Annotated in this window: 20 protein-coding genes; 5 read left to right on the forward strand and 15 right to left on the reverse strand. The window is 71.3% G+C overall.

Annotated features, from left to right (window positions below; genetic code table 11):
- Positions 1–38: 38 nt before the first annotated feature.
- From ACZ60J_RS12330 to ACZ60J_RS12350, 5 genes are read right to left on the reverse strand one after another with little or no spacing between them, the layout of a single operon-like run.
- Entirely contained in the window at positions 39–653 is a 615-nt protein-coding gene (locus tag ACZ60J_RS12330; protein WP_469681123.1) for an SET domain-containing protein, read from the reverse strand.
- Positions 654–657: 4 nt separating this feature from the next.
- The gene (locus tag ACZ60J_RS12335) at positions 658–1,944 is read right to left on the reverse strand and encodes a preATP grasp domain-containing protein (RefSeq protein ID WP_469681125.1); all 1,287 of its coding nucleotides are present in this window, start codon (positions 1,942–1,944) and stop codon (positions 658–660) included.
- Between the two features lie 10 nt (positions 1,945–1,954).
- Complete coding sequence (locus ACZ60J_RS12340; RefSeq protein WP_469681127.1) at positions 1,955–2,683, reverse strand: class I SAM-dependent methyltransferase; 729 nt, start codon at positions 2,681–2,683, stop codon at positions 1,955–1,957.
- The gene (locus ACZ60J_RS12345; protein WP_469681129.1) at positions 2,680–3,543 is read right to left on the reverse strand and encodes an alpha/beta fold hydrolase; all 864 of its coding nucleotides are present in this window, start codon (positions 3,541–3,543) and stop codon (positions 2,680–2,682) included. The genes ACZ60J_RS12340 and ACZ60J_RS12345 overlap by 4 nt, the downstream gene beginning before the upstream one ends.
- Positions 3,540–4,718 carry an MFS transporter gene (locus tag ACZ60J_RS12350; protein ID WP_469681131.1) on the reverse strand — a complete coding sequence of 393 codons (1,179 nt, stop codon included), beginning with the start codon at positions 4,716–4,718 and terminating at the stop codon, positions 3,540–3,542. The genes ACZ60J_RS12345 and ACZ60J_RS12350 overlap by 4 nt, the downstream gene beginning before the upstream one ends.
- A 510-nt stretch (positions 4,719–5,228) precedes the next feature.
- On the opposite strand from ACZ60J_RS12350, the gene ACZ60J_RS12355 reads away from it, so the two are divergent.
- Positions 5,229–6,170, forward strand: coding sequence for a helix-turn-helix transcriptional regulator (locus tag ACZ60J_RS12355; RefSeq protein ID WP_469681133.1), 942 nt, complete (start codon positions 5,229–5,231; stop codon positions 6,168–6,170).
- Here ACZ60J_RS12355 and ACZ60J_RS12360 read toward each other — a convergent pair.
- Positions 6,130–8,259 (reverse strand): SpoIIE family protein phosphatase, encoded by a 2,130-nt coding sequence (locus tag ACZ60J_RS12360; RefSeq protein ID WP_469681135.1) that lies wholly within the window; start codon positions 8,257–8,259, stop codon positions 6,130–6,132. The genes ACZ60J_RS12355 and ACZ60J_RS12360 overlap by 41 nt on opposite strands.
- 114 nt (positions 8,260–8,373) lie before the next feature.
- Positions 8,374–10,449 carry a DNA helicase RecQ gene (recQ, locus tag ACZ60J_RS12365; protein ID WP_469681137.1) on the reverse strand — a complete coding sequence of 692 codons (2,076 nt, stop codon included), beginning with the start codon at positions 10,447–10,449 and terminating at the stop codon, positions 8,374–8,376.
- Between the two features lie 191 nt (positions 10,450–10,640).
- Between recQ and ACZ60J_RS12370 the strand changes: the two genes are divergently transcribed.
- The 3 genes from ACZ60J_RS12370 (at position 10,641) to ACZ60J_RS12380 (ending at position 13,402) form a co-directional block, all read left to right on the forward strand.
- On the forward strand, positions 10,641–11,411 hold the full coding sequence (locus ACZ60J_RS12370; RefSeq protein WP_469681139.1) for a maleate cis-trans isomerase family protein: 771 nt from the start codon (positions 10,641–10,643) through the stop codon (positions 11,409–11,411).
- A 114-nt stretch (positions 11,412–11,525) separates the two neighbouring features.
- On the forward strand, positions 11,526–12,350 hold the full coding sequence (locus tag ACZ60J_RS12375) for a PP2C family protein-serine/threonine phosphatase (protein WP_469681141.1): 825 nt from the start codon (positions 11,526–11,528) through the stop codon (positions 12,348–12,350).
- A gap of 107 nt (positions 12,351–12,457) precedes the next feature.
- The gene (locus ACZ60J_RS12380) at positions 12,458–13,402 is read left to right on the forward strand and encodes an MASE1 domain-containing protein (RefSeq protein WP_469681143.1); all 945 of its coding nucleotides are present in this window, start codon (positions 12,458–12,460) and stop codon (positions 13,400–13,402) included.
- Positions 13,403–13,589: 187 nt separating this feature from the next.
- On the opposite strand, the gene ACZ60J_RS12385 is transcribed toward ACZ60J_RS12380, so the two are convergent.
- Together ACZ60J_RS12385 and ACZ60J_RS12390 are read right to left on the reverse strand one after the other, a co-directional pair.
- On the reverse strand, positions 13,590–14,810 hold the full coding sequence (locus tag ACZ60J_RS12385; RefSeq protein WP_469681144.1) for an amino acid aminotransferase: 1,221 nt from the start codon (positions 14,808–14,810) through the stop codon (positions 13,590–13,592).
- Positions 14,803–15,780, reverse strand: coding sequence for a DMT family transporter (locus ACZ60J_RS12390; protein WP_469681145.1), 978 nt, complete (start codon positions 15,778–15,780; stop codon positions 14,803–14,805). Before ACZ60J_RS12390 ends, ACZ60J_RS12385 begins: the two co-directional genes overlap by 8 nt.
- Positions 15,781–15,915: 135 nt before the next feature.
- Here ACZ60J_RS12390 and ACZ60J_RS12395 point away from each other — a divergent pair, with 135 nt between their 5' ends.
- Positions 15,916–16,404 (forward strand): Lrp/AsnC family transcriptional regulator, encoded by a 489-nt coding sequence (locus tag ACZ60J_RS12395; protein WP_469681147.1) that lies wholly within the window; start codon positions 15,916–15,918, stop codon positions 16,402–16,404.
- 5 nt (positions 16,405–16,409) lie between these two features.
- Here the strand turns inward: ACZ60J_RS12395 and ACZ60J_RS12400 are convergent, their stop codons facing one another.
- The 6 genes from ACZ60J_RS12400 to ACZ60J_RS12425 form a co-directional block, all read right to left on the reverse strand.
- Entirely contained in the window at positions 16,410–18,095 is a 1,686-nt protein-coding gene (locus tag ACZ60J_RS12400) for an alpha/beta fold hydrolase (protein WP_469681149.1), read from the reverse strand.
- A gap of 93 nt (positions 18,096–18,188) precedes the next feature.
- The gene (locus tag ACZ60J_RS12405; RefSeq protein WP_469681151.1) at positions 18,189–18,746 is read right to left on the reverse strand and encodes a TetR/AcrR family transcriptional regulator; all 558 of its coding nucleotides are present in this window, start codon (positions 18,744–18,746) and stop codon (positions 18,189–18,191) included.
- A 61-nt stretch (positions 18,747–18,807) separates the two neighbouring features.
- Positions 18,808–19,320 (reverse strand): O-acetyl-ADP-ribose deacetylase, encoded by a 513-nt coding sequence (locus tag ACZ60J_RS12410; RefSeq protein ID WP_469681153.1) that lies wholly within the window; start codon positions 19,318–19,320, stop codon positions 18,808–18,810.
- Positions 19,321–19,398: 78 nt separating this feature from the next.
- Complete coding sequence (locus ACZ60J_RS12415; RefSeq protein WP_469681154.1) at positions 19,399–20,706, reverse strand: cation:proton antiporter; 1,308 nt, start codon at positions 20,704–20,706, stop codon at positions 19,399–19,401.
- Between the two features lie 226 nt (positions 20,707–20,932).
- The gene (locus ACZ60J_RS12420) at positions 20,933–22,291 is read right to left on the reverse strand and encodes an NAD(P)/FAD-dependent oxidoreductase (protein WP_469681156.1); all 1,359 of its coding nucleotides are present in this window, start codon (positions 22,289–22,291) and stop codon (positions 20,933–20,935) included.
- Positions 22,292–22,611: 320 nt separating this feature from the next.
- Positions 22,612–23,115 (reverse strand): MarR family winged helix-turn-helix transcriptional regulator, encoded by a 504-nt coding sequence (locus ACZ60J_RS12425; protein ID WP_469681158.1) that lies wholly within the window; start codon positions 23,113–23,115, stop codon positions 22,612–22,614.

Consider the following 23,115-nt stretch of genomic DNA (forward strand, 5'->3'; position numbering starts at 1 on the left):
GCGGTCGGCGCCGGGGTGGTTGGAGGACGTCCGGCGGGTCAGAGGGCGCGGAAGGACGGCGCACAGACGCTCGCACCGGTGGCCACCTCGTCGAGCACGCTCGCCCCGCGCAGGATGCGCGCGTAGGGAGTGCTGACGTCTTCGAGCACGTCGTGCAGCGGCTGGGGCACAGAGGCCATCAGGGGCAGGACGGGCTCGATCCGGGTCCGCCAGGTGTCCCGCACGCCCGGGTCGTGTCCCTGCTCGGTGGTGATCTCTCCCCGGCACACGGTGCTCGGGCAGTGGCACTGCATGCGCCAGCCCGGGTCCTCGGTGAAGGTGGCGTAGTCGCAGGTCACTTCTTCGCCCACTGCGATGTCCCGAACGGCGACACCGAAGTCGAGTCCGAGGTCCAGGACGTTCGCCTCACACGAGTGGTTCATCAGGTACGCCCCCAGACACGGCAGGAGCATCGCACCGTCCACCAGCATGTGGCCGTACTTGTCGAGCGGTTCGTACCGCTCGGACGGGATCGCGGCGAGCTCCGCACCCGACCAGGTGGAGCACTTGGGACACGGCAGCCAGACGGCGGTGCCGGCTGGTATGGGCGCGGTGGCGAAAAGGCCCACGTTGTGTGTGGAGCTCGCGCGGATGTCGATACCGCTGGTCAGCACGGGGTCACCGGAGCTGGAGCGTGGCGGCGAGCCGGGACTCGATGTCCTCCGCCTGCTCGTACGTCTGGGCGATGACCAGGTACCGCCACTTCCCGTCGTACGCGAGGGTGTCCGCGGTGAGTACGACACCGCTGTCACCACCGCGTTCGAAGGCAAGTCCTGCCTCCCGGACCAGCTCGAGGCCGGTCTTGAAGTCCAGCTCGATGCCTCCCGGGCGCGAGTCGGCCATCCATACGGCCTTCGTAGCCCGCTCGGTTCCCAGCAGACGCTGGACCAGGAGGTCCAGGTAGGTGGAACCGGTGCGCCGGACGTTGCTCTCCGTCGTGTACAGCACACCCTCGGCGGTGATTCCACCGTCGATGTCGAAGGCGCCGCGGTATCCGGCCGCGTACAGGTGGCTCCCGAGCGTCAGCCCGTTGGCCACGAGCTCGTCCACCGCGGGCGACTCCTCCTGCAACGGTGTGATCTGCCCGCTGAAACTTCCGTTGGGCGTGCGCATCTCACCAACGTGCAGTACGCGCGGCCCGGCCTCGTCGGTGGTCATCTCGACGGTCACCACACGTGCGAAGGAGAGTTTCTCCTCGACGATCCAGCCGGCCGGCTGCTCACTGACGGTGGGCATGTACTCGGCGAGCCGCTGCTCGAGCACGGGGAGGTCCTCGGAGCCGAGGAACAGAACCCCGTACCCGTTGGAGCCACGCGCGGGCTTGACCACCGCTCCGCCCTTGCGGGTGAGGATGCTCCTGACCGATTCGATGAGCTCCTCGGGGGTGGCGCACGAAAGGCCCTCGGCCGTACGGATGCCGAGTTCTGCCGCCAGCTCCCTGAACCCCGGCTTGGTGTTGATCCGGTAGGCGGCGGCCAGCGCCTCCTCGGGCTGCACACCGCCCTCGTAACCGTCGACCGGGAGACCCAGCTCGGCGGCGAGTTCGGCCGTCGGCCGGTCCTGGGCGAAGGGCAGCAGCCGGATGCCCGGGCGCTCCGCGGCGAGCGTCTTCAGCTGCTGGACGAGGCCGTTGCGACGGACGGCCTGAGCCAGCGGCACCAGGTCATCGGTGAGAGCCACCACCGAGGTGATCTCGGAGCGCTCGAAGCCGAGCAGCCCACAGGCGTACTCCCACAGGGGCTCGGGAGGGGTCTCCGGCGTGACGACGACGTCGCCCGGCCGGCTCAGCCACACCTTGCGGGGTGACACGGCCACCAGCGCGCCGGAGTGGCGGACGACGGGAACCGTCACCATCAGCTCGTTGACGAGGTTGGCGAAGATCACAAGGGGATAGTCACGACTCATCGGTTGCTCCTCAGCGCTCGCTCTTGATGCCGCCGAAGATCGCGTGACCGGCCTTCAGCCAGTACGCGTCGACCTGGGCGAATCCCGCCGCACGCATCCAGTCCAGCTGATCGATTAGGGAAGACGGCTGGTCGAGCGGGTCGGGGAACTCATAGCCGTTCCATTCCAGTTCGCGGAACTTGCGGTGGATCTCGGTGTCGCCGGTGGCCCGAACCACCTGCTCCTCGACGGCCTCGTCCCACATCCGGCGGGCCAGTTCCAGACCGAGCTCACCCGTCGGCTCGATCAGGTCGATCACGACGAAGGCACCGCCCGGACGGAGCATCGCGTACACGTCGTTGAAGAGCTCCTGCTTGCCCGGCCCGTCCAGGTGGTGGATGGCCAGCGAGGACACCACCGCGTACGGAGCCGTCTCCCGCTTGCGCCAGTCGGCCGCGGGCAGGTCGAACTGCTCGGTGCGGAAGCGCTCGCCGTACTGGGACAGCTCCCCCGCGGCCGTGGAGAGCATCGCCGGGCTGATGTCGAGACCGGTCACCGTGACCGAGGGGAAGGACTTCAACAGCGTGCCGCTCAGGCGTCCCTGGCCACAGCAGAGATCGAGGATCTCGGCGGGCTCCTTCGGCGCGGGGATGACCGAGGCGACCACGTCCATCTGGGTCTGCCGCTCGGGCACGAAGTACTCGCCGTAGGTGATGAAGTCGCCGGAGTCCTGCTCCTGCCACTCAGCCTCTGTGCTCACGACTGGGTCCTTTCGGGTGTGTCATCAAGGTTGTCGAGGAAGTTCAGTACGGCCCGTGCAACCGGCCGGGGTGCGTCCACCTGGGACATGTGACCCACCCCGGGGAGCACCTGCGTCCGGACGTGCGGGATGAGCGCCGCGAATGCGTCCGCGTGCGCGGGCCCTGCGTACGGGTCGAGGTCTCCCGTGAGGACGAGCGTCGGGCACGCGATCGACCCGGCGATCCGGGTGAGGTCCAGGGAGGGGAAGACCTGCTCGTTGAAGAAGAAGAGGGAGGCGGGATCGACGGTCAGCGAGTCGGTGAGCGCCGACCAGTCGGGGCCGGCCGCCATGGGCCGGGCCAGCCAGAGCGGGAGGATCTCGGCGATCCGGCGCCCCAGCTCCCGGGGGGAGGAGAACGCGTCGTCATCCGGCTCGTGGAGCGCGGCCAGAGCCTCGGCGACGCTCGGATCGCCTGCACGGGACGCGAAGAACTCCGCGGCTTCCTTCTCGGCACGGGGGCCGCCGTAGGCCGGGGTGTTGAGCAGGATCAGCGCGTCCACGCGTTCGGGATGGGCAGCCGCGTAGTGCGCGGCGACCACACCCCCGTGGGAGTGTCCGAGCAAGTCCATCCGCTCGACGCCGAGTCTACGGCGCGTCAGCTCGATGTCTGCGACGTAGTCGTCCATCTGGTAGGCCTCGGCGTCCGCCGGAGCCGGTGAGCGCCCGGTGCCCCGTGGGTGCAGCAGGGTGAGCGTTCGGCTGCCCGAAATCTGGCGCAGGCCGTTCATGTAGGCGGGAGGGAAGCCGGGGCCACCGGGCATGCAGACCAGCCGCCGCCCGAGCCCCTCTTCCTCGAACGCCATGACGGAGCCGGTCATTTCTTCGATCCCTCGGGTATCAGGAAGCGCGCAGTCACCGCGGCGAGCAGCGCAGCCACGCCGCCGACGAGGAACGCGGAGTTGACGGACGACCCTACGAGCATGCCGGCGAGGGCCGAACCCACGGGAAGTCCCGACATGTTGAGGCTGATCGAGACCGCGAGAACCCGTCCGAGCTGCTCGGGATCGGTACGGCGGTGGCGCAGCGAGAGCACACCGACATTGACACCACCCTCCAGCAGACCGACCAGGGCCATGCCGACCCCCAGGCCGATGAGTCCGCCGGAAACGCTGATCGGGAAGATCGCGACGGCCGTCGCCAGCGTCCCGAGGATGATGAAGCGCCGCTCCCGGTCGTCCGTACGCAGGTGGCCTATCAGCAGCGCGCCGCACGCTCCGGCCACTCCCGCAACGGACCAGAGCAGCCCGTTCATCGAGTCGGCATGGGCGACGTCCGCCGTCCGCTCCCGGACGAAGACGGGTACCGCCACGGCGAGGACTCCCCAGCTCACCTGGTAGAGCGAGTACGACATGGCGAGTCCGCGCAGAGTGCGGTGCCTGACCACGTACAGCAGACCCGCGAGAGAGGCCTGGAGCAGTCCGGTCCGTGCCGAGCCGGCTGGTTCGGACTCGCCCGCGGTCCGGCGCACGATCGGGATCATCGACACGACGGATCCCGCGTACAGCACGGCCACCACCAGCAGGGTGTTCTCGCCGCCGACGGCCGCGTAGAGCAAACCGCCCATGAGCGGTCCCAGCACATCGATGCAGGAGTAGCTGCTCATGTCGATGGCATTGATCCGGTCGAGCGCGTGCTCCGGGGCCAGCCGGGGCAGGAGCACGCGAATGCCCGCGGCGCTGAGCGGGTTCGTGGACGAGAAGACGACCATGAGGACGAGGAGCAGCGGAACGCTCAGCACATCGAGCAAGGAGGCCGCCACCAAGAGGCCGAGTGTGGCGGCGCTGAGCGAGATGTCCAGGGCGATGGAGCGAGCCGCTCCCACCCGGTCGAGCAGCGCGCCGGCGATCGGGCTGATCAGCAGACCGGGTGCCACCGAGGCGAATGCCGCCCAGCCCGCGATTTCAGCGGACTGGAACCGGTCGAGCGTGAAGAGGATGATGGCGAAAACGAAGATCCGTCCTGCGAGACGCGCAAGACTGGCCGACGCCAGCATGTGGAGAATTCCAGGAAGTTTCACCACTTCCCGATATCCCAGTGTCTGTGCTGACATTGAGAGATTTGCCTTTCAAATAACCAGCGGAGCGTCCACCTGCCCTACGGGCCAGGACTGCTCACCCCCACCCTTGGTCCGCCGCCGGTCCGGCGGCAACGTAAGCGACTGGAGTCGCACCGTCGAATTCAGCCGCCGCCGCATTACCGACGGACAGAACCGACGCAAAAATTACCAACAGAAAACCGAAAGAAAAAGCAAACGCAGATTTCTGCATATCTATATCTCCCCCTCGACAGCGGGCGCCCTGGCCTTATGTCGCCGTTTAGCGAGACCTTGCATGCCGCTCGATTCATCATGCAGCACCGCCGGACGATCATGCAGGTCAGGATGGGATCATGTTCCTGCCTGACGTAACCATGAGGGGTGTGAAACATGATGGATTGGGATATAGGTGGCGCTTCTCGGAGTGTTGCCATACGGATCTACGAACACGCCCTGCAGCACCTTCGGATGAACCCCGACCGCCTGGCGTCCGAGCTGGGCATCAGCGAGGCGCAGGCTGCTGAGGGGGTCGGCGCACTCCTGGCACTCAACCTGCTCCAGGCCGATCCGAACGGCGGCCCGGACCTGATGCCGATAAATCCGGACTCCGCGGCAACGCAGCTGACCGGGGCAATGGAACAGATCCTCATGGATCAACAGCGCCAAGTCGACCGCATCCGCGCCGAGTTGCAGGCCTTCACCCCGCTGTACCTACGCAGCATGGAAGGCCACACCCAGCGCCTCGAACCTGTTGAAATCCTGTCCGATCTCAGCGCTGTACGCAGGGCACTTCAGAAATTCGCGGCCGAGTGCACCGAGGAACTGGTCACCTCGCAGCCCGGTGGACGAAGGCGCCCGGCCGAGCTCACCGCCGCCCGGACACTGGATACCGACGTTCTGTCACGAGGCGTCCGCATGCGCACGATCTACCACCATGCGGCCCGCTACGACCAGGAAACCTACGCATACGCGGAGCAGAACATCGCAGCCGGTGCGGAGATCCGCACCAGCTCCGTCGCATTCCCCCGAGCCATCGTCTATGACCGCCGTATCGCGGTCATCTCCCTGGGCGCCGGCTTGCCCAGCGGCGCACTGGTGGTCCGCGAAGCTCACGTGGTGGCCTTCATTCTGGACAGCTTCGAACGGGTCTGGGCGGTTGCCGAACCCCTCTACGCGGGCCGCTCCCGAGAGCAGCTGCAACTCCTGTCGGACAGCCTCAACCGCAGCCTCCTTCGGATGCTGGCCAACGGAATGGCGGACGAGGCCATAGCCCGGAAGCTGGGCATCTCGATACGTACGTGCCAGCGGCGCATCTCGGACGTCATGCGTGCCCTCAACGCGAAGACAAGGCTCCAGGCGGGCTTCCTGATCAACCAGTCGGGCCTACTCGACGACAACGGCCCGGACTAGACGAAGGCCCGGATCGGCCGTCGTTGTGCTGAAGCGCGGGGAGCGTCCGGGCCAGCAGCACCGCCACGTCGTCCTGCGGGGCCTCCGGCAGGAGACGCGCCAGGATCGTGTCGCACAGGTCCTCCAGGGGCTCTCCCCCGCCCCTCAGTGCGTCCGCGAGCCCCGCCATCCCCTCGTCCAGGTCCCGGTCCCGGGACTCGATGAGGCCGTCCGTGTAGAGCACGAGCAGGCTGCCCGGCCCGAGCCGGACCTCCTCCGTGCGGAACTCCCGTCCGCCCGTGCCGAGCGGGGTTCCCGGCGGGCCCTCCAGGAAGGTCACGGCCCCGTCGGCCGTGACCACGGCCGGCGGCGGGTGGCCGGCGCGGGCGATGACGCACGCGCCCGTCACCGGGTCGTGGACGGCGTAGACGCACGTGGCCATCTCGTCCTCGCCGAGATCGGCCACCACGGCGTCCAGCGAGCGGAGCATCTGCTCCGGGGTCACCTGATGCCGCGCCAGGGTCCGTACGGCGGTGCGCAGTTGTCCCATGACCGCGGCCGCGTGGATGCCGTGGCCCATCACGTCGCCGATCACCAGGCCGGTCCGGCCGTCCGGCAGCTCGATCACGTCGTACCAGTCCCCGCCGACGTCGTGGTCGCTGGCCGGCAGGTAGCGGCCGGTCAGCTGCAGGCCGGCGACCTCGGGCAACGCGTTGTTGGTGAGGCTGCGCTGCAGCGTCAGGGCCGCCGCGCGCTGGGTGGTGTACATCCGGGCGTTGTCGATGTTCAGCGCCGCCCGGGCCACCACCTCGTCGATGAGCACGCAGTCCTCGTGGTCGAAGGGATCGCGCCCGCGCACCCGGGTCACCACCACCACCCCGAGCACCCGGCCGCGGGCGACCAGCGGGACCATCCGGGCGCAGCCCAGGGTGGCCAGGTAGGCCCGCAGTGCGGCCGCGCGCGGATCCTTGATCAGGGCCGGGATGTCGGCGGTGAAGAGGTTCATGGGCTGGCCGTCGGTGATGACCTGCTCGTAGGCGGTGTGCGCCGGGATCTGGAAGGTCTGGCCCGCGACCAGCTTGGAGGTCGGGGCGCCCGGGTCCGGGAAGAGCGCGGCGAGGCGGCGCAGCAGGCCCCGGGTGGACGCGCCGGCCTCGTCCGGGTCCAGTACGGCTTCCAGGAGCTGTACGTCGGCCGAGTCCGCGAGCTGCGGTACCAGCACGTCCACGATCTCCTGGGCGGTCTGCTCCAGGTCCAGCGTGGTGCCGATGCGGGTGCCGGCCTCGGCGAGCAGCGCGAACCGGCTGCGCGCCCGCTCCGCCTCCGCCTGGGCGCGCTGCCCGTCGGTGATGTCGATGAGGGAGGCGATCAGGCCGAGCGGCCGCCCGGACCCGTCCAGCAGCGGGGCGTAGGAGCAGGACCAGGTGCGGTCGTGGTCGGGGTCGGCGGGGGTGCGGCCGGTGCGGCGGACGTCCACGACGGCGGAGCCGCACTCCAGGACCTTGCGCATGAGCCGTTCGAGCGCGGCGGCATTGACCCCGGGCACGACCTCGGTGAGCCGTTTGCCGATGTGCTCGGCGGCGGAGACCCCGTTCATCCGGGCGAGGGCGTCGTTGACGCGCAGGAAGCGCAGGTCCGGGCCGAGGGTGCCGAGGCCGATCGGGGACTGGGTGAACAGGCTCTGCAGCGCGGCGAGCGAATCGCGCATCAGCAGGACCTCGGAGGTCTCCACGGCGATCAGCATGGAGCCGGTGCGCCCCTGCGGATCGGGGGCGGGCAGGATCCACATCTCCATCGGGACCTGGTGTCCGTCGCGGTGGCGCACGGGCAGGGTGCCGACGACCGTCTCCCCGGCCTGGACCCGGCGGGTCAGCTGGTCGGCGAGCTCGTGGTTGGCGTCGGGGACGAGCACGTCGGCGCCGGGCCGGCCGAGGATGTCCTCGGGGCGGTGGCCCAGCAGGTCCTGGGCGGCCAGCGACCATTCGACGACGAGCCCGTCGGCGTCCTCCCGCCACAGGGCGATCGGCAGCAGCTCGCTCAGTACGCCCGCGTACCCGACAGCAGCCACCGGCTGGTCCGGCACCTCGCCCGTCTCCTGGTACGTGTCCAATGCACCGACCTCACCCCGGGGGGCCCTGTTCCTACCGATTCACCCTATCCGAGGCTTCGCCGCCCGGCGCAGTGTCGAGCCGGACGGCACGGATTCCGGCCCGCGGCCGGGCTGCTACTCCCAGTCGTCCCACGGCGGGTCGATGTCCTCGTCCTCCGGGCCGAAGAGCGACTCCTCCGCCCGCGGGGCCGGCGGGGACTGGGCGGGCACGACGGCGGGGGTGACCGCCGCGGCCCGGGCGGCCGGGGCGGCCGCCGCGCGGGCGGCCGGCGGGGCGGCCGCGGGTGCCGGGGCGGCTGCGGTCTCCGTCTCCCCCGCGCCCGGCCCGGGCTGCGCGCCGCCCAGGGTCTGCAGGATGCCCTCGGCGTACTTGGCGAGCTTCGCCTCGCCGACTCCGCTGATCGTGCCCAGTTCCGCGACCGTTCCGGGCAGCCGGGTCGCGATCTCCCGCAGCGTCGCGTCGTGGAAGACGACGTACGCCGGCACGCCCTGCTCCTTCGCGGTCTCGGCGCGCCACGCACGGAGGGACTCGAACACCGGTACGGCGGCCGCCGGCAGGTCGACCGGCACCCGGAAGCCCTTCCCGGAGCGCGATCCGCCGGACTCCCTGCGGGAGGAACCGGCCGGCGGCGCCGTCTCCTTGCGCATCGGAACGCTCCGGCGCCCGCCCAGCACCTCTCCGCTGGCCTCGGTCAGCACCAGCGTGCCGTAGTCGCCCTCGACCGCCAGCAGTCCGAGCGCCAGCAGCTGCCGGACGACCCCGCGCCATTCGGTGGTGCCCAGGTCCGCCCCGATGCCGAACACCGAGAGCCCGTCGTGGTCGAACTGGATGACCTTGGCGGTCTTCTTGCCCTGCAGGATGTCGATGATCTGGCCGGCGCCGAACTTCTGGCGCCGTTCCTTGGCCAGCCGCCACACCGTGGACAGCAGTTTCTGCGCCGGGACCGTCCCGTCCCAGGACTCGGCGGGCGTCAGGCAGGTGTCGCAGTTCCCGCAGTCCGGCGCGCCGGTCTGCCCGAAGTACGCCAGCAGCCGCGCCCGGCGGCAGTCGACGGTCTCGCACAGCGCGAGCATCGCCTCCAGGTGGGCGGCCAGCGAGCGGCGGTGCGCCTCGTCCCCCTCGGAGCCCTCGATCATCTTGCGCTGCTGCACCACGTCCTGGAGCCCGTACGCCAGCCAGGCCGTCGCCGGCTCGCCGTCGCGGCCGGCACGGCCGGTCTCCTGGTAGTAGCCCTCGACCGATTTGGGCAGGTCCAGGTGGGCCACGAAGCGCACGTCCGGCTTGTCGATGCCCATGCCGAACGCGATCGTGGCCACCACCACGACCCCGTCCTCGCGCAGGAACTTCGACTGGTTCGCCGCGCGTGCCCGGGCGTCCATGCCCGCGTGGTACGGCACGGCGTCGATGCCCTGCTCGACCAGGGCGGCCGCCGTCTTCTCCACCGACGCCCGCGAGAGGCAGTACACGACCCCGGCGTCCCCGGGGTGCTCGGTGCGGATCAGTTCCAGCAGCTGCTTGACCGGGTTGTTCTTCGCCACGATCCGGTACTGGATGTTCGGCCGGTCGAAGCCGGCCACGAAGTGGCGGGCCTCCCCCAGACCGAGGCGCGCCGCGATCTCGGCGTGCGTGGCCTCGGTGGCCGTCGCGGTCAGCGCGATCCGGGGCACCTTCGGCCAGCGCTCGTGCAGCATGGACAGCGCGAGGTAGTCGGGCCGGAAGTCGTGGCCCCACTGGGCGACGCAGTGTGCTTCGTCGATGGCGAAGAGCGAGACCGTGCCCCGGTCGAGCAGCCGCTGCGTCCCTTCGGTGCGCAGCCGCTCGGGTGCCAGGTAGAGCAGGTCGAGCCGGCCGTCGAGGAAGTCCTGCTCGACCGCGCGCCGGTCGTCGGACAGCTGCGTCGAATTGAGGAACCCTGCCCGCACTCCGAGCGCGTTGAGGGCGTCCACCTGGTCCTGCATGAGGGCGATCAGCGGGGAGATCACCACTCCGGTGCCCGCTCTGACCAGCGCCGGGATCTGGTAGCAGAGCGATTTGCCGCCGCCGGTGGGCATCAGCACCAGCGCGTCGCCGCCACCGGCCACGTGCTCGATGATCTGCTGCTGCTCGCCGCGGAACGAGTCGTACCCGAAGACGCGGTGGAGCACCTGCTGGGCGTCGGGGATCTCGACGGCTGCATCGGAAGTGGTCATCCCAGAAGCCTAGCGACCTCCTCGGACACATCCGCCCGGATCCTCCGGCCCTGTGGATATCCCGGGAGGACGCCGGGCGCCCCGCACGCCGCGGCGCGGCCGGGCACCCCGACGGCCCGACCGGTGACAGAGTGGAGGATCTCCCGCGTCTCGCGGTATCCCGGTCTCCCGCTCTTCGAGAGGAACACGCGATGTGGCAGCCCGACGGGTGGGACGTGCGCGTCCGCCTCGGCGTCCTCACCCCGCACGCCGATGTCGGCCCCGAGTCGGAGCTGCGTGCCATGGCTCCGGCCGACGTGGGCGTGCACGCCGCGCGGGTGCCGTTCCGCGCGATGGGGCGCGGAGGCGCGATGGACCCCACCATCCCGCTCGCCCCCGTACGGGCCTTCGCCGAGCCCCCGCACGTGGACGATGCCGCCGAGCTGCTGGCGGCCGCCCCGGTGTCGGTGATCGCCTACGCCTTCACCAGCTCCGCCTACGTCATCGGCCCGCGCGGGGAGGGGTACATGCTGGAGCGGCTGCGCGAGCGCACCCACGGGCTTCCCGTGGTGGCGACCTGCGCCGCCACCGCCGAGGCGCTGCGGGCGCTGGACGCCGGCCGGCCTGCCCTCGTGGACCCGCCGTGGTTCGACGAGACGCTGAGCGATCTGGGCCGGGGCTACTACGAGGACGCCGGGTTCGAGGTCCCGTACGCCGCCCCCTGCGGGCTTCCCAGCGGGCAGACCCTCATCGGGCCGCGGGCGCTGCACGACTGGGTGGCCTCGCACGTCCCCGACACCGCGGACGCGGTCGTGATCGGCGGCAACGGCTTCCGCGCGGTCGGGGCGATCGCGGCCCTGGAGGCCACCTTGGGCCGGCCGGTCCTGACCGCGAACCAGACGCTCCTGTGGGCGGCCCTGCGTGCGGCGGCCACCCCGACCACCCCCGTCACGGCCTACGGGCGGCTGTTCTCGGCGCCCTGAGGGCCCGGGGCCCGCCCCGGCCGCCTGCGCGCGGTGCGCCGAGCCGAAATATGATGGGCCCGGCTCTTTCGCTCAGCGGAAGCAGAGGCACATGGACGTATCCCGGAGCGGTCCGTGACCCCGCGCCGGCCGCCCCGGCCCGCCAGCGCGGATCTGCTGAGCATGCTGGGCCGGCTCACCGCCCAGGCGCGGGAGGGCGCCGAGCTGCAGCGGGCCCGGGTGGAGCTGGCCGAGGCCCTGCAGCGCGAGCTGCTGCCCGCTTCCCTGCCCGGGGCACCGGGGCTGCGGACCGCGGCCCGGTACGCGCCCGCGCGGCGCGGCCTGGACATCGGCGGTGACTGGTACGACGGCTTCCGGGTGGCGGGCGGGGCCCTGGCCTTCTCCATCGGCGACGTACAGGGGCACGATGTGGCCGCCACCGCCTTCATGGGACAGGTCCGGGTGTGTCTGCGCGCGGTCGCCTCCGTCGTCATCGATCCCGGTGAGGTGCTGAGCCAGGCCAACGACGTGCTGCTCTCGATGGACAGCGAACTGTTCGCGACCTGCAGTCTGCTCCGCTTCGACCCGCGCACGCGGGAGCTCCATTCGGCCCGGGCCGGCCACGTCCCGACCGTCTGGGCAACCGTCGACGGCCGGTACGGCATAGCCGAGGACTCCGGTGGTCCGCCGCTGGGCACGGTCCCCGGGGCCCGGTACCCGGTGACCCGGCGGAGGCTGACGGAGGCGGGGTCCATCGTCCTGGTCACGGACGGGGTGGTCGAAGGGCCGTCGTTCCCGATCGAGGCGGGGCTGGAGCACGTGGCCCGGATCGTCGGGAAGGCACCGGGGAGCGATCCCGACGAGCTGGCCGCCGAGGTGATGAAGGTGACCGATTTCACCGGCCACGCCGACGACGCCGCGGTGCTCGTCCTCAGCCACGACGCGGCCGGACCCGGCTGACCCTCCCCCGGCGCGCGGGCACCGGACGCCGGGCACGCGGGCAACCGGCCGCCCGTCCACGCGTGTCACGCCCTGCCGGGAGGCACGGACCGTTGTCTGATGCAGGGGTGCGCACCGTGGAATGGCGACGTCCGGCGGGAACCCTCCTGCGGATCCTCGGGGTCGCCGTCGCCTACTACGCGACCGGTCGGCTCGGCCTGCGGCTGCACGTGAGCGTCGAGGGAGCGGTCGTCACGCCCCTGTGGCTGCCGACCGGGATCGCCCTCGCCTGTCTGCTGTGGTTCGGGCCCCGGATCTGGCCCGGCCTGGCGCTCGGGACCTACCTCTCCATCGAGCGGATCAGTGCGTTCGATCTCGTCGATCTCGGCATCCTCGCGGGCAACACCCTCGCTCCGCTGTGCGCCTACGCGATGCTGCGCCGGGTGGGCTTCCGACCCGAACTGGACCGGCTGCGGGACGGGCTGGCCCTGGTCTTCCTCGGCGGCCTGCTGCCGATGCTGATCAGCTCCACCACCGGGACCTGGACGCTGGTGCTCACCGGCGACCTGCCGTCGGCGAGCTTCTGGCCGGTGTGGTCGGCCTGGTGGGCCGGGGACACGATGGGCGTCCTCCTGGTGACCCCCCTGCTGCTGGTCCTGCGCCGGGCCAGGCTGCCCCGGGACCCGTACCGGGTGGCCGAGGCGGCGGCCCTGGCGGTCACGATCGGCGCCGTCACCCTCGCGGCCACCCGCAGCTCCCTGTCCCTGCTCTTCCTCGTCTTCCCGCTGCTCATCTGGGCCGCGGTGCGCTTCCGGCTCCCCGGCGCCGCACCGAGTGCCCTGCTCGTGTCCGTCCTGGCGATCACTGCGGCGACCGACCGTAGCGGGCCCTTCGCCGGCCGGACCCTCCTGGAGATCATGGTCAACCTCCAGGCGCTCAACGGAGCGGCCGCCCTGACCGGGCTGCTGCTGGCGGCCCTCGTCACGGAGCAGGACCACATCCGCCTGAAGATCGAAGAGGTCTGCGAGGACCTGGCCGAGGTGGTGGCCCGCCTGGCCCCGCCGAAGGACTGACCGGCGCGGCCGGCCGCATCATCTAGGCCGTCTCTTTCGGATCTTGTCGGCCGAGCCTGCGGCGTCTGGTGCCGTGCCTGGGCGTGCTGTCGGGGCGCTCGCGTACTGGGCGTACGTGGTCGTCTCGGCAGTGCGGCCAGGCGCGGTGCCGGGCGCCGCGGGCCCGGCAAGATCCGAAAGAGACGGCCTAGGCCTGCAGGGTCATCCGCGGTGCGTCGGCCGGGTCGAGCACCGCCGCGATCCCCTGCGCGAGGCGGGGGACGGAGTTCGCCGGGATTCCCGCGATGTTGATCCGCCCCGAGGTGGTGCCGTAGACGGCGTACTGCCGGCGGAGCCGGAGCATCTGCTGCGGGGTGAGGGGCAGCATGGAGAACATCCCCTTCTGGCGCGCCAGCGAACGCGCCTGTTCCTCCCGGCCCAGCGCACTCAGGTGGGCGACCAGATCTGCCCGGTTGGCCATGATCCGGCCCCGCATCACGTCCAGTTCCGCCCGCCAGGCGGCCCGTAGGCCCTCGTCCTCCAGGATCGTGGTCACGACGGCCGCGCCGTGCTCGGGCGGCATCGAGTACAGGGTCCGGGCCGCGTTCTGCAGGGCCGTCTCGGCGTGCCGCACGGACCGGGCCGAGGCACCGAGAACGATCGCGCAGCCGACGCGGTCGCTGTAGAGGCCGAAGTTCTTGGAGCAGCTGACCGCGATCAGCATCTCCGGCACGCGCTCCGCCAGCATCCGCGTGGCCGCCAGGTCGGCGTCCAGGCCGTCGCCGAGCCCGTGGTAGGCGAGGTCGACGAAGGGCACCCAGCCGCCGCGGGCGGCCGACTCGGCCAGGGCCTCCCAGTCGCCCGGAAGGGGGTCCACGCCCGTGGGGTTGTGGCAGCACCCCTGGAGCAGGACGACGTCGTCCCGCCGGGCCCCGCTCAGTTCCCGCAGCACGCCCGCCGTGTCGAAGCCGCCGTCGGCGTCGCGCCAGCCGTACGGACGGACCTTCAGCCCGGCGGCCTCCAGGATGGGCCGGTGGTTGACGTACGCCGGATCGCTGACCCACACCGTGGTGCCCGGGCGGGTGCGCCAGATGAGATCGGCCAGCAGCCGCAGCGCGCCGGAGCCCGCGACGGTCTGGACGGCGGCGGCCCGGTCGGCCGGTCCGCCCGGGCCGGGGCCGAGGACCAGGTCCAGCAGGGAGCGGTTGAAGGCGGCGTTGCCGGAGAGCCCGCGGTACTCCTTGGACTCCGAGCGCTCCGCCAGGCGTATCTCGGCCTCGCGCACGGCGGCCATGACGGGCGTGGTTCCCGTCTGGTCCCGGTAGACCCCGAGGACGAGGTTCAGGCGTTCGGGCCGGTCGTCGGTGCCGAACTCGTAGGTCAGGTCCCACAGCGGGTCGGTGGGCGGCGGCGGGAGGAGCTCAAGCATCTGCGGGCACCTTGGGTCGTGGGCGGCGGTTGGCGAGGACTACGCCGGCGGTGATGAGGGGGACGCCGACGAGCACGGCGGCGGTCGGCGTCTCACCGAGCAGCGGGACGGCGAGCAGGACGACGGCGACGGGGCTGAGGCTGCCGACGACGGAGCTGCGCTCGGCGCCCAGCCTGCGGATGGCGAAGGCGTACAGCAGGCCCGCGCACAGCCCGACCCCGAGCCCCTGCACCACCAGGAACAGTGCGATGTCGCCGCCGGCGGCGTGCGCGATGCCCGTCGGGAGCACCCCGGTCAGGACCAGGACTCCGATCACCGCGAAGGAGGGCAGGCACAGCAGCCCGATCGATCCGACGGGATCGAGGTCCACCTCGCGCAGGCCCACCGTGTAGAGGGCCCACAGTCCGCTGGCGACCAGGAGGATGCCGGAGCCGGCGAGCACGTCGGTGTCCACCGGGACCACGTAGCGCCAGACGAGGGCGATCACGCCGACCGCGATCAGCGCGAGCCCGGCGGTCTGCGTCCCCCGGGGCATGCCGTGGCCGCGGCGGACCATGATCGCGGAGACGAAGAGCGGGACCATCCCGGGGACGATGGAGCCGACGAAGGCGGCGGAGGTCAGCGCGCCGCCGTGCATCGCCGCCAGGAAGAAGGGCACCCCCGCGCCGCAGACGATCTTGAGTGCGGTGCCCGGCCGCACCGCGGCGATGTGGCGGCGCCGCCGCCACAGGGCCGGGAGCAGGACCAGGAGGGGGACGCCGAACCGCAGCAGGGCCGCGTCGGCCGGCAGGAGGGAGGAGGCGCTCAGGGCGCGGGCGTTGAGCGCGAAGGCCGCCCAGATCGCCACGGTCAGCAGGAGGGCCAGCATGCCCTCGGCCTGTGGGGAGAGCCCGAACCTGCCGGGGTGTCCGGCCTTCGGGCCCGCCGCGTCGGGAGGCGCGGTCGCCGGGGTGGTGTTCGTCGCGACCAAGGAAAGTGCTCCAGCCTCTGAGAGCGGACCGGTCCGGACCGTTCGAGGGCAACGCTAGGGCTTCGGCCGGGGCAGTCGATTGCCAGTTCTGCCTCTCAGACATACGTTTGGGGCAGAATCTGCCAAGGAGTGGCCATGGACGCAGTCGATCTGCAGATCATCAGGGAATTGCAGGCCGACGGACGCCTGTCCAACCAGGACCTGGCCGACCGCGTCCGGCTCTCCCCCTCGCCCTGTCTGCGCCGGGTCCGGCGGCTGGAGGAAGCGGGCCTCATCCGCGGCTACACCGCCATGGTCGACCAGGTCGCCTTCGGACTTCCGGTCACCGTGTTCGTCCGGATCCGCCTCGAACGCCACACGGCGGAAGCGGTGCGGCTGTTCGAGGAACACGTCGCGGTCATCGAGCACATCCAGGACTGCTACCTGATGGCGGGGAGCAGCGACTTCCTGCTCCGGGTCGTCATCGAGGACCTCGAGGCCTACGAAGCCCTGGTGCGCCACCGGATCCATGCCATTCCCGGCATCGCCTCGATCGAGTCGAGCTTCGCGTACGGCAGCGTCAAGCAGTCCCGGACGTACCCGCGGCCCCAGCCGCGCGCGTCGAGGCGGTCACCCTCCCCCTGAGCCGGTCATCCGCCGATCGGAGCGGGGGCGGCGGCGAGGTGGCGGGCCACCTGCGCGGGGTGGGTGAGCTGGGGGTAGTGCCCGGCCCCGTCGATCTCCACCACCGGGTGGGCGACGGCCTCGACCAGCGGGTCGGCCGAGCCGACGAGGATCCGGACCGGGACGGTCACCCGGTCCAGCAGCGCCCGCGACCGCCGGCGGTCGGCAAGGTCCGTACGCAGGGCCGCGGCCACGCGGCGCGCCACGCCGCGGCGGCGCAGGTCCGCCGCGGCGCTCTCCACCTCCGCACCCTCGGGGACACCGAGCGTCCGGGCCAGCCGGGCGGCGGACATCCGGCGCAGCATCGGCGCGGCCAGGCCCGAGCGGGCGAGCCGGGAGCCGGGGGCCTGCAGGAACGCGGGAGAAATGAGCACGAGGCCGCTGATGCGGTCCGGGTGGTCGACGGCGAAGCGCAGCGCGGGCCCGCAGGCCAGGGAGTGCGCGACCAGCGTGGGGCGGCTCCGCACCGGTTCCAGCAGGTCGGCCAGCCAGGCGTCCACCGGCCGGGCCGTGGCGGCCGAGCGGCCCAGGCCGGGCAGGTCGGGGGCCAGGACCGGACCGGGGAGGTGGGCGGCGAGGGGCGCCCAGAGGTCCGCGTTCATCGGCAGCCCGTGCAGCAGGACGTGGTCGGGGCTGCGCCGTTCTCCGCTCACCCAGGTACGGCCGCCGGCCACCTCGGAGAAGCCGTACGGCTTCAGCCAGGGCGAGGCGGCACCGAACCGGGCGCCCACCAGTTCGTCGGCCCACCCGCGCAGGGCCTCGGCGGCCGGGGGCATCTCCAGGCCGGCGCCCGCCGCGAAGGCGCGGGCCGAGGCGGTCGGGTAGCGGTCGGCGGACAGGAACGGCAGCGTCTCGGGATCGACGCCGGTCAGCTTGCGCGGCAGCCGCCGCAGCAACTCGGTGGACACGCTCCGCCGGGGTGCCCGTACGCCGGTGTGGTCGGCGATCGTGGCGATCAGCTCGGGCAGGTGCGGGGTGTCGTCGTCGAGCACCCAGTAGTGCTCGCCCGCGGGCGCCGCGGGCACCTCCGCGAGGAACCGTGCGAAGTAGTCGATCGTGACGATCGGCAGGAAGGTGTCCGGGCCGCCGGGCAGGGCGGGAAGCCTGCCGTTCCACAGGTCCTCGACGAAGGCGGCCAGACCGATGTACTGGCCGGGCCCGATCACGGTGCTGGGGTTCGCGATGGTCAGCGGGACCCCCAGGGCGCGGGCCCGGGCGCGCACCGCGAGATCGCCTTCGTTCTTCGACGCCTCGTACGCGCCCTGTCCGGCGTAGTCGGGTCGGCCCTCCGACGTGCTCACCCGGTACCCGCTGATGTGCACCAGCCGCCGCAGCGCGGGCAGTTCGGCGGCCCATTCGAGCACGTTGAGCGCCCCGGTGACGTTGGTCGCCCGCGCCTCCTGCACGCCGAGGCCGAAGGCGAAGCGGGCGGCGGCGTTGTAGACGTCGCGCACCTCGGGCAGCCCCGAGAGCGGTCGCGTGATGTCGGCGACGACGACCTCCAGCCCGCCGGTGTCGACGCCCTGGGAGATCAGCCAGGGCGTGAGGGTGTCGTTGCGCACGGCTGCCGCCACCCGCTGCCCCCGGGTGAGCAGTTGGGCGACGAGGGAGCGGCCGATGAATCCGGTCGCGCCGAAGACGATCGCGTCCATGAGAACCCCTTGAAATAGATCGGTCTACATATTCTGAGGCCAAAAAGAAGCCCGCCGATCGCGGCGGGCCAGGCCAGGTCAGGTCGGGCCAAGTCAGGCCAGCAGGGCGCCGATCTGGCGGGAGACGCTGTCCAGCGGCCCTCTGCTGCGGTGCGCCCGGGCCAGCAGGAGCGCTCCCTCCACCAGGGCCAGGACGGTGACGGCGAGGTCGTCGGCGTCCGGGCGGCCCGCCAGCCGTGCGCGCAGGGCGTCCTGCCACGAGGCGTAGACCTCCGAGCACGCCTCGTGCAGCGGGTCGCTGGTGGCGGCCATCTCCAGCGCCACGGCGGCCACCGGACACCCCTTGCGCCAGCCCGACTCCTCCAGCCGGTCGCCCAGGTGCCGCAGCACCCCGTCGACGAACTCCGCCGCGGACGCAGTGGAGTCGGCCAGGCCCCCCAGGACCTCGCCGATCATCCCGCCGGCCCGCCGCACGGACTCGCCGACGAGCTGGTCCTTGCCGCCGGGAAAGTGGAAGTAGAGCGAGCCGCGGGGCGCGCCGCTGGTCGCGATCACCTGGTTGAGCCCGGCGCCGAAGTACCCCCCGGCCTCGATCAGCTCCTGCGTCGCGTCCAGCAGCCGGTCGCGCGTCTCGGCACCCTTCTGTCCCATGACCGCAGACTAGACCGATCTACATATTCTTGCAATCACCCTCGCGATCCGGCCGAGCCGCTCAGGCACCCACCGCTGCCGCGAAGGCCTCGTAGGCGCGCTCGTCGAACAGCACGAACCGCACCTCCTCCACCCCGGTCGGCGCGGACCGTACGGTCTCCACCGCGATCCGCGCCCCGTCGTCCATCGGCCATCCGTAGATGCCGGTGGAGATCGCCGGGAAGGCGACGCTACGGGCTCCCAGCTCGTCGGCGACCCGGAGCGACTCCCGGTAGCAGGAGGCCAGCAGCTCGGAGCGGTCCTCGTCACGCGACCAGACCGGGCCGACCGTGTGGATCACGTGGTCCGCCGGGAGTCGGCCGGCCGTGGTGGCGACGGCGCGGCCCGTCGGGAGGCCCTTGCCGTAGTGGGAGCGGCGCAGGTCCTCGCAGGCGGCCAGGATCTCCGGGCCGCCGCGCCGGTGGATGGCTCCGTCGACCCCGCCGCCGCCGAGGAGCGAGGAGTTCGCGGCGTTGACCACCGCGTCGGCCTCCTCGGCCGTGATGTCACCCAGAACGAGCGTGATGCGGGGCATCGGATTCCCTTCCTTCGCAGGTGGTGCAGGGTACTGACATCCCGACGCCGCTGCCGGGGAATTGCGTCCGCCCCGGGGTCAGCGCGATGCCGTCTCGGCGGCGTCGGCCTTCTGCGCGGGGACGGTGCGCGGCTCCGGCCGGGTCGGGGGGCCGGCGGAGACGGTCCCGGCCGTCGGGGTGCGCAGGATGCGGCTCAGCAGCGGACCGGTGAGCGCGGTGGTGGTCACCGCCATCACCACCATCAAGGAGTACAGCTCGGCGTCCAGGAGGCCGAGCTCCAGCCCCACGCCGAGAACGACCAGTTCGGTGAGTCCGCGCGTGTTCAGCAGCGCGCCGAGCGCGGCCGCGTGGCGGCCGTCCAGCCCTCCGATGCGTGCGCCGACGTAAGCGCCGGCGAACTTCCCGGTCACGGCCACGACCAGGATCGCGGCCAGCTGCCCGAGGTCCGATGCGTCGAGGCGGGAGAGGTCGACCTTCAGGCCGGACAGGACGAAGTACACGGGGAGCAGGAGCAGACCGCAGAGCGGTTCGACGCGCTGCAGCACTCCGTCGCGGAGCGTGCCGTCCGTTCCCCGTGGCAGTACGGCACCGAACAGGAACGCCCCGAAGATGTAGTGCAGCCCCAGCCATTCGGTGAAGGCGGCCGACACCAGGAGGCCGCCGAGGACGAGGGCGAGGAAGTTCCTGTTGCCCGCCCGGCCGCCCTGCTCGTCCTCCGAGGCCGTGCGGGCCGCCCGGCGGAGCAGCGGGCGGACGACGGTGACCATCAGTGCCACGTACGGCACCAGCAGCGTCAGCCGCCAGTCGAAGCGCCCGCCCGTGGCGATGGCCACCACCACGGCGAGCAGCGTCCAGGCGAGCAGGTCGGTGATGGCGGCGCAGGCCAACGCGGTCGCGCCGATCCGGGTGTGGGCCAGTTTGCGGTCGGCGATGATCCGCGCCAGTACGGGAAACGCCGTCACGGACATCGAGACCGAGAAGAACAGCACGAAGCCGACGGACGAGCCCTCGTGGTGCGAGGAGACCAGGGTCAGGGCCAGTGCGGCGCCCAGCACCAGCGGCAGCAGGGTCGAGCAGAGGGACGTCCACAGGGTGGCCCGTCCCCCGCCGCGCAGGATGCCGAGGTCGAGTTCGCTGCCGACGACGAACATGAAGAGCGCGACGCCCACGCCGGCGAGCGCGTTGAGCAGGGGCCGTACTTCGGCGGGGAAGACGGCTCCGGAGAGCTGGCTGCCGAACAGGGTGGGGCCCAGCAGCACCCCGGTGAGGATCTCGCCGATCACCGCGGGCTGGCCGAATCTGCGCGCCAGGGCCCCCATGGCCCGCGCCAGGCCCAGGATCACGGCCAGACCCAGGAAGAGGTGGACGGCCTGGGACTCGGTCACCGCCGCCCCCCGGGCGCGTTCGGCTCGTCACGCCTCGCCATCGCCATCACAGGGGCAGGGGCAGGGGCAGGGGCAGGGGCAGGGCAACTCGTCATGAAGGGAACTCCTCGAAACTCGTCGTGGGTACGACACGTCGAAGCTCCGGTGGTCCGGGGTGACTGGGGAAGCCCACCCCGGACCACCGGAGCTTCGGCGGAGTCCGGGTCATCGCCCGGTCGGTTCGGACTCAGCCGGTCGCGGCGCTCGGCTCCGAAGCCCGGATGGTTCCCAGGAAGGGATGCCACACGTGCTTCGGGTCGCTCTCCACCTGATCGATGACCGCACGCATGGCGGTCAGGGCCCGGGGGTGCTCCTCGTACATGTCTCCCTGGAGGAGCTGCAGTACGTCCAAGCGGAACTTCGGGTGCTGCACGAAGACGCCGAAGAGGAGGTTCAGCCGGTAGTAGATCGAGATGAACTCGTACCAGTTCCGCGTTCCGATCTTCTGGAGGCGAGCGTATTCGGTGAACTGGTCGGCGTCGTAGCGGTCGGCCTTGAACGCCGCGACGATGTCCTCGCACGCCAGGCGGGCCGTGTTCATGGCGATGCCGACGCCGCTGGAGAAGATGGGATCGACGAACCGGGCCGCGTCGCCGACCATGACGAACCGGTCTCCGCTGACCTGGTTCATCGAGTAGCTGTAGTCGCCCTCCGCCTTGAAGGGCCGCACCCGCTCACACTTCTTCAGCTCTTCCTCGAGATCCGGCCGCGAACCGACGAACTCCCAGAAGAACTCCTCCCGGTCCGCATTGAGCTTCCCGAAGTTCTTCTTCTGCGTCACCACACCGATGCTCGTGATGGTGTCCGTGATCGGAATCTGCCAGACCCAGGTGTCGCTGATCGGAAGGAAATGGACATGGATGTTGTCGATCTCCTTCGGCGATTTGGCGAGCGCCTTCCGGTCGAGGCCTTCGAACCAGGTGTGGATGGCGTACTGGTTGAAGTGCGGGTCCGCCACCTTGAGCTTCTGCTGCCGGCCGAGGAACGTACTGCGACCCGACGCGTCGACCACGACGCGCGCAGTGAAGTCCAGCGTCCGGGGGCCCATGCCAACGGTCACGGTCACCTTGTCCGGGTCGTCGAAATCGACCTTCTGCACGCGGACGTTCTGGAATATCCGTGCGCCCAGGGACTCGGCGTTCTTGAGCAGGATGAGGTCGAACTTCCCGCGGTCCACGTGGTACGTGAAGACCCGGTCGACCCCCTCCTGCGCACGCTCGCCGAAGGCGACCTCGGCATGGCCGTCGAAGTCCAGGCCGTCGAAATCAAGCGCCGGCGGGGCCGCGTGGACCTTCCTGTACGTGTCCGGGGTCGTCCACGAGGCGCCGTACTTCCTGGGGAATCCGGCCGCCTCGACCTCCGCCATCGCGCCGGTCTCCAGCAGGACGCGCGTGGTGGCCGGGACCAGCGACTCTCCGACGTGCGGGCGGGGGAAGATCTCGCTCTCGAACACCGCGACCGAAAGCCCCGCCTTGGCGAGATACGAAGCGGTGGTGGAGCCGCCCGGGCCGCCCCCCACCACGATCACATCAAAGTCCACGGTCATTCCTAACCCCTCTTCGGCTGGTTCGACTGGTCCGTCTGAACAACGCCGAATCGCGATCGTGAGCAGGAGAAGCGAATCCGCCTCATATCCCTCCCCGTTTCGGCTCGAAACGCGGCGTCGCTCGACAGTCAATCCACGGATCGGTCGGCAGCGCAAGCATGTTCGTCGAAGGTGGTAGTGACGGCCACCCGAAGTGCCATTCACGTTCCACGGAGCGGAAGTTCCATCGGGAATTGATGCCGCTTCGATTCCCCGTATTTACAGTTCGATTCAGGAGATTCGCCCCGCAGGGGAGGACGTGGTGCGGGGCCGGCCGGCCTCTACCGGCCCTCGCCGTCCGCGTCCTCCAGGCGGGCGGCGAGCCGGGCGAGCGCCGGCAGGGCCGTGCGGAGTGCCGTGCGGTCGGCGTCGGGCAGGGCCGCCAGCGCCTGCTCCAGGCGGCGTTCGTGGGCCCGGGTCCAGGCGGCCAGCCTCAGCCGGCCGGCATCGGTGGCGCTGACGGCGGCGGCACGCCGGTCCTCGCTGTCCACCGCGCGGGTCACCAGCCCGTTCAGCACCATCGTGGCGACGAGTCCGCTCACCGTGGACTGTGCGAGGCGCTGGCGGGCCGCGAGTTCGCTGACGCGGACCGGGGAGTGCTCGACGCAGACCTGGAGCAGTTCCACCTGGGCCATGGGGAGCTGCTCCCAGGGGTACTCCGTACGGATCGAGGCGCGCAGGGCGCGGCGCAGCCGGGTGACGGCGGCGGTCAGCTCCCGGGCTTCGGGCGAGCCCGCGCCGGGCTGCGCGTCCGGGGCGCCGGGCGGGCCCGGCATGGGTGCCAT

The organism is Streptomyces sp. NPDC104226 (assembly GCF_055584085.1).

Coding starts and splice junctions, on each gene's coding strand:
- ACZ60J_RS12335 (WP_469681125.1), bottom strand. CDS start 1,944: ATGAGTCGTGACTATCCCCTTGTGATCTTCGCCAACCTCGTCAACGAG.
- ACZ60J_RS12345 (WP_469681129.1), bottom strand. CDS start 3,543: ATGACCGGCTCCGTCATGGCGTTCGAGGAAGAGGGGCTCGGGCGGCGG.
- ACZ60J_RS12350 (WP_469681131.1), bottom strand. CDS start 4,718: ATGCTGGCGTCGGCCAGTCTTGCGCGTCTCGCAGGACGGATCTTCGTT.
- ACZ60J_RS12355 (WP_469681133.1), top strand. CDS start 5,229: ATGAACCCCGACCGCCTGGCGTCCGAGCTGGGCATCAGCGAGGCGCAG.
- recQ (WP_469681137.1), bottom strand. CDS start 10,449: ATGACCACTTCCGATGCAGCCGTCGAGATCCCCGACGCCCAGCAGGTG.
- ACZ60J_RS12370 (WP_469681139.1), top strand. CDS start 10,641: ATGTGGCAGCCCGACGGGTGGGACGTGCGCGTCCGCCTCGGCGTCCTC.
- ACZ60J_RS12385 (WP_469681144.1), bottom strand. CDS start 14,810: ATGCTTGAGCTCCTCCCGCCGCCGCCCACCGACCCGCTGTGGGACCTG.
- ACZ60J_RS12395 (WP_469681147.1), top strand. CDS start 15,916: ATGGACGCAGTCGATCTGCAGATCATCAGGGAATTGCAGGCCGACGGA.
- ACZ60J_RS12400 (WP_469681149.1), bottom strand. CDS start 18,095: ATGGACGCGATCGTCTTCGGCGCGACCGGATTCATCGGCCGCTCCCTC.
- ACZ60J_RS12405 (WP_469681151.1), bottom strand. CDS start 18,746: ATGGGACAGAAGGGTGCCGAGACGCGCGACCGGCTGCTGGACGCGACG.
- ACZ60J_RS12410 (WP_469681153.1), bottom strand. CDS start 19,320: ATGCCCCGCATCACGCTCGTTCTGGGTGACATCACGGCCGAGGAGGCC.
- ACZ60J_RS12420 (WP_469681156.1), bottom strand. CDS start 22,291: ATGACCGTGGACTTTGATGTGATCGTGGTGGGGGGCGGCCCGGGCGGC.
- ACZ60J_RS12425 (WP_469681158.1), bottom strand. CDS start 23,115: ATGGCACCCATGCCGGGCCCGCCCGGCGCCCCGGACGCGCAGCCCGGC.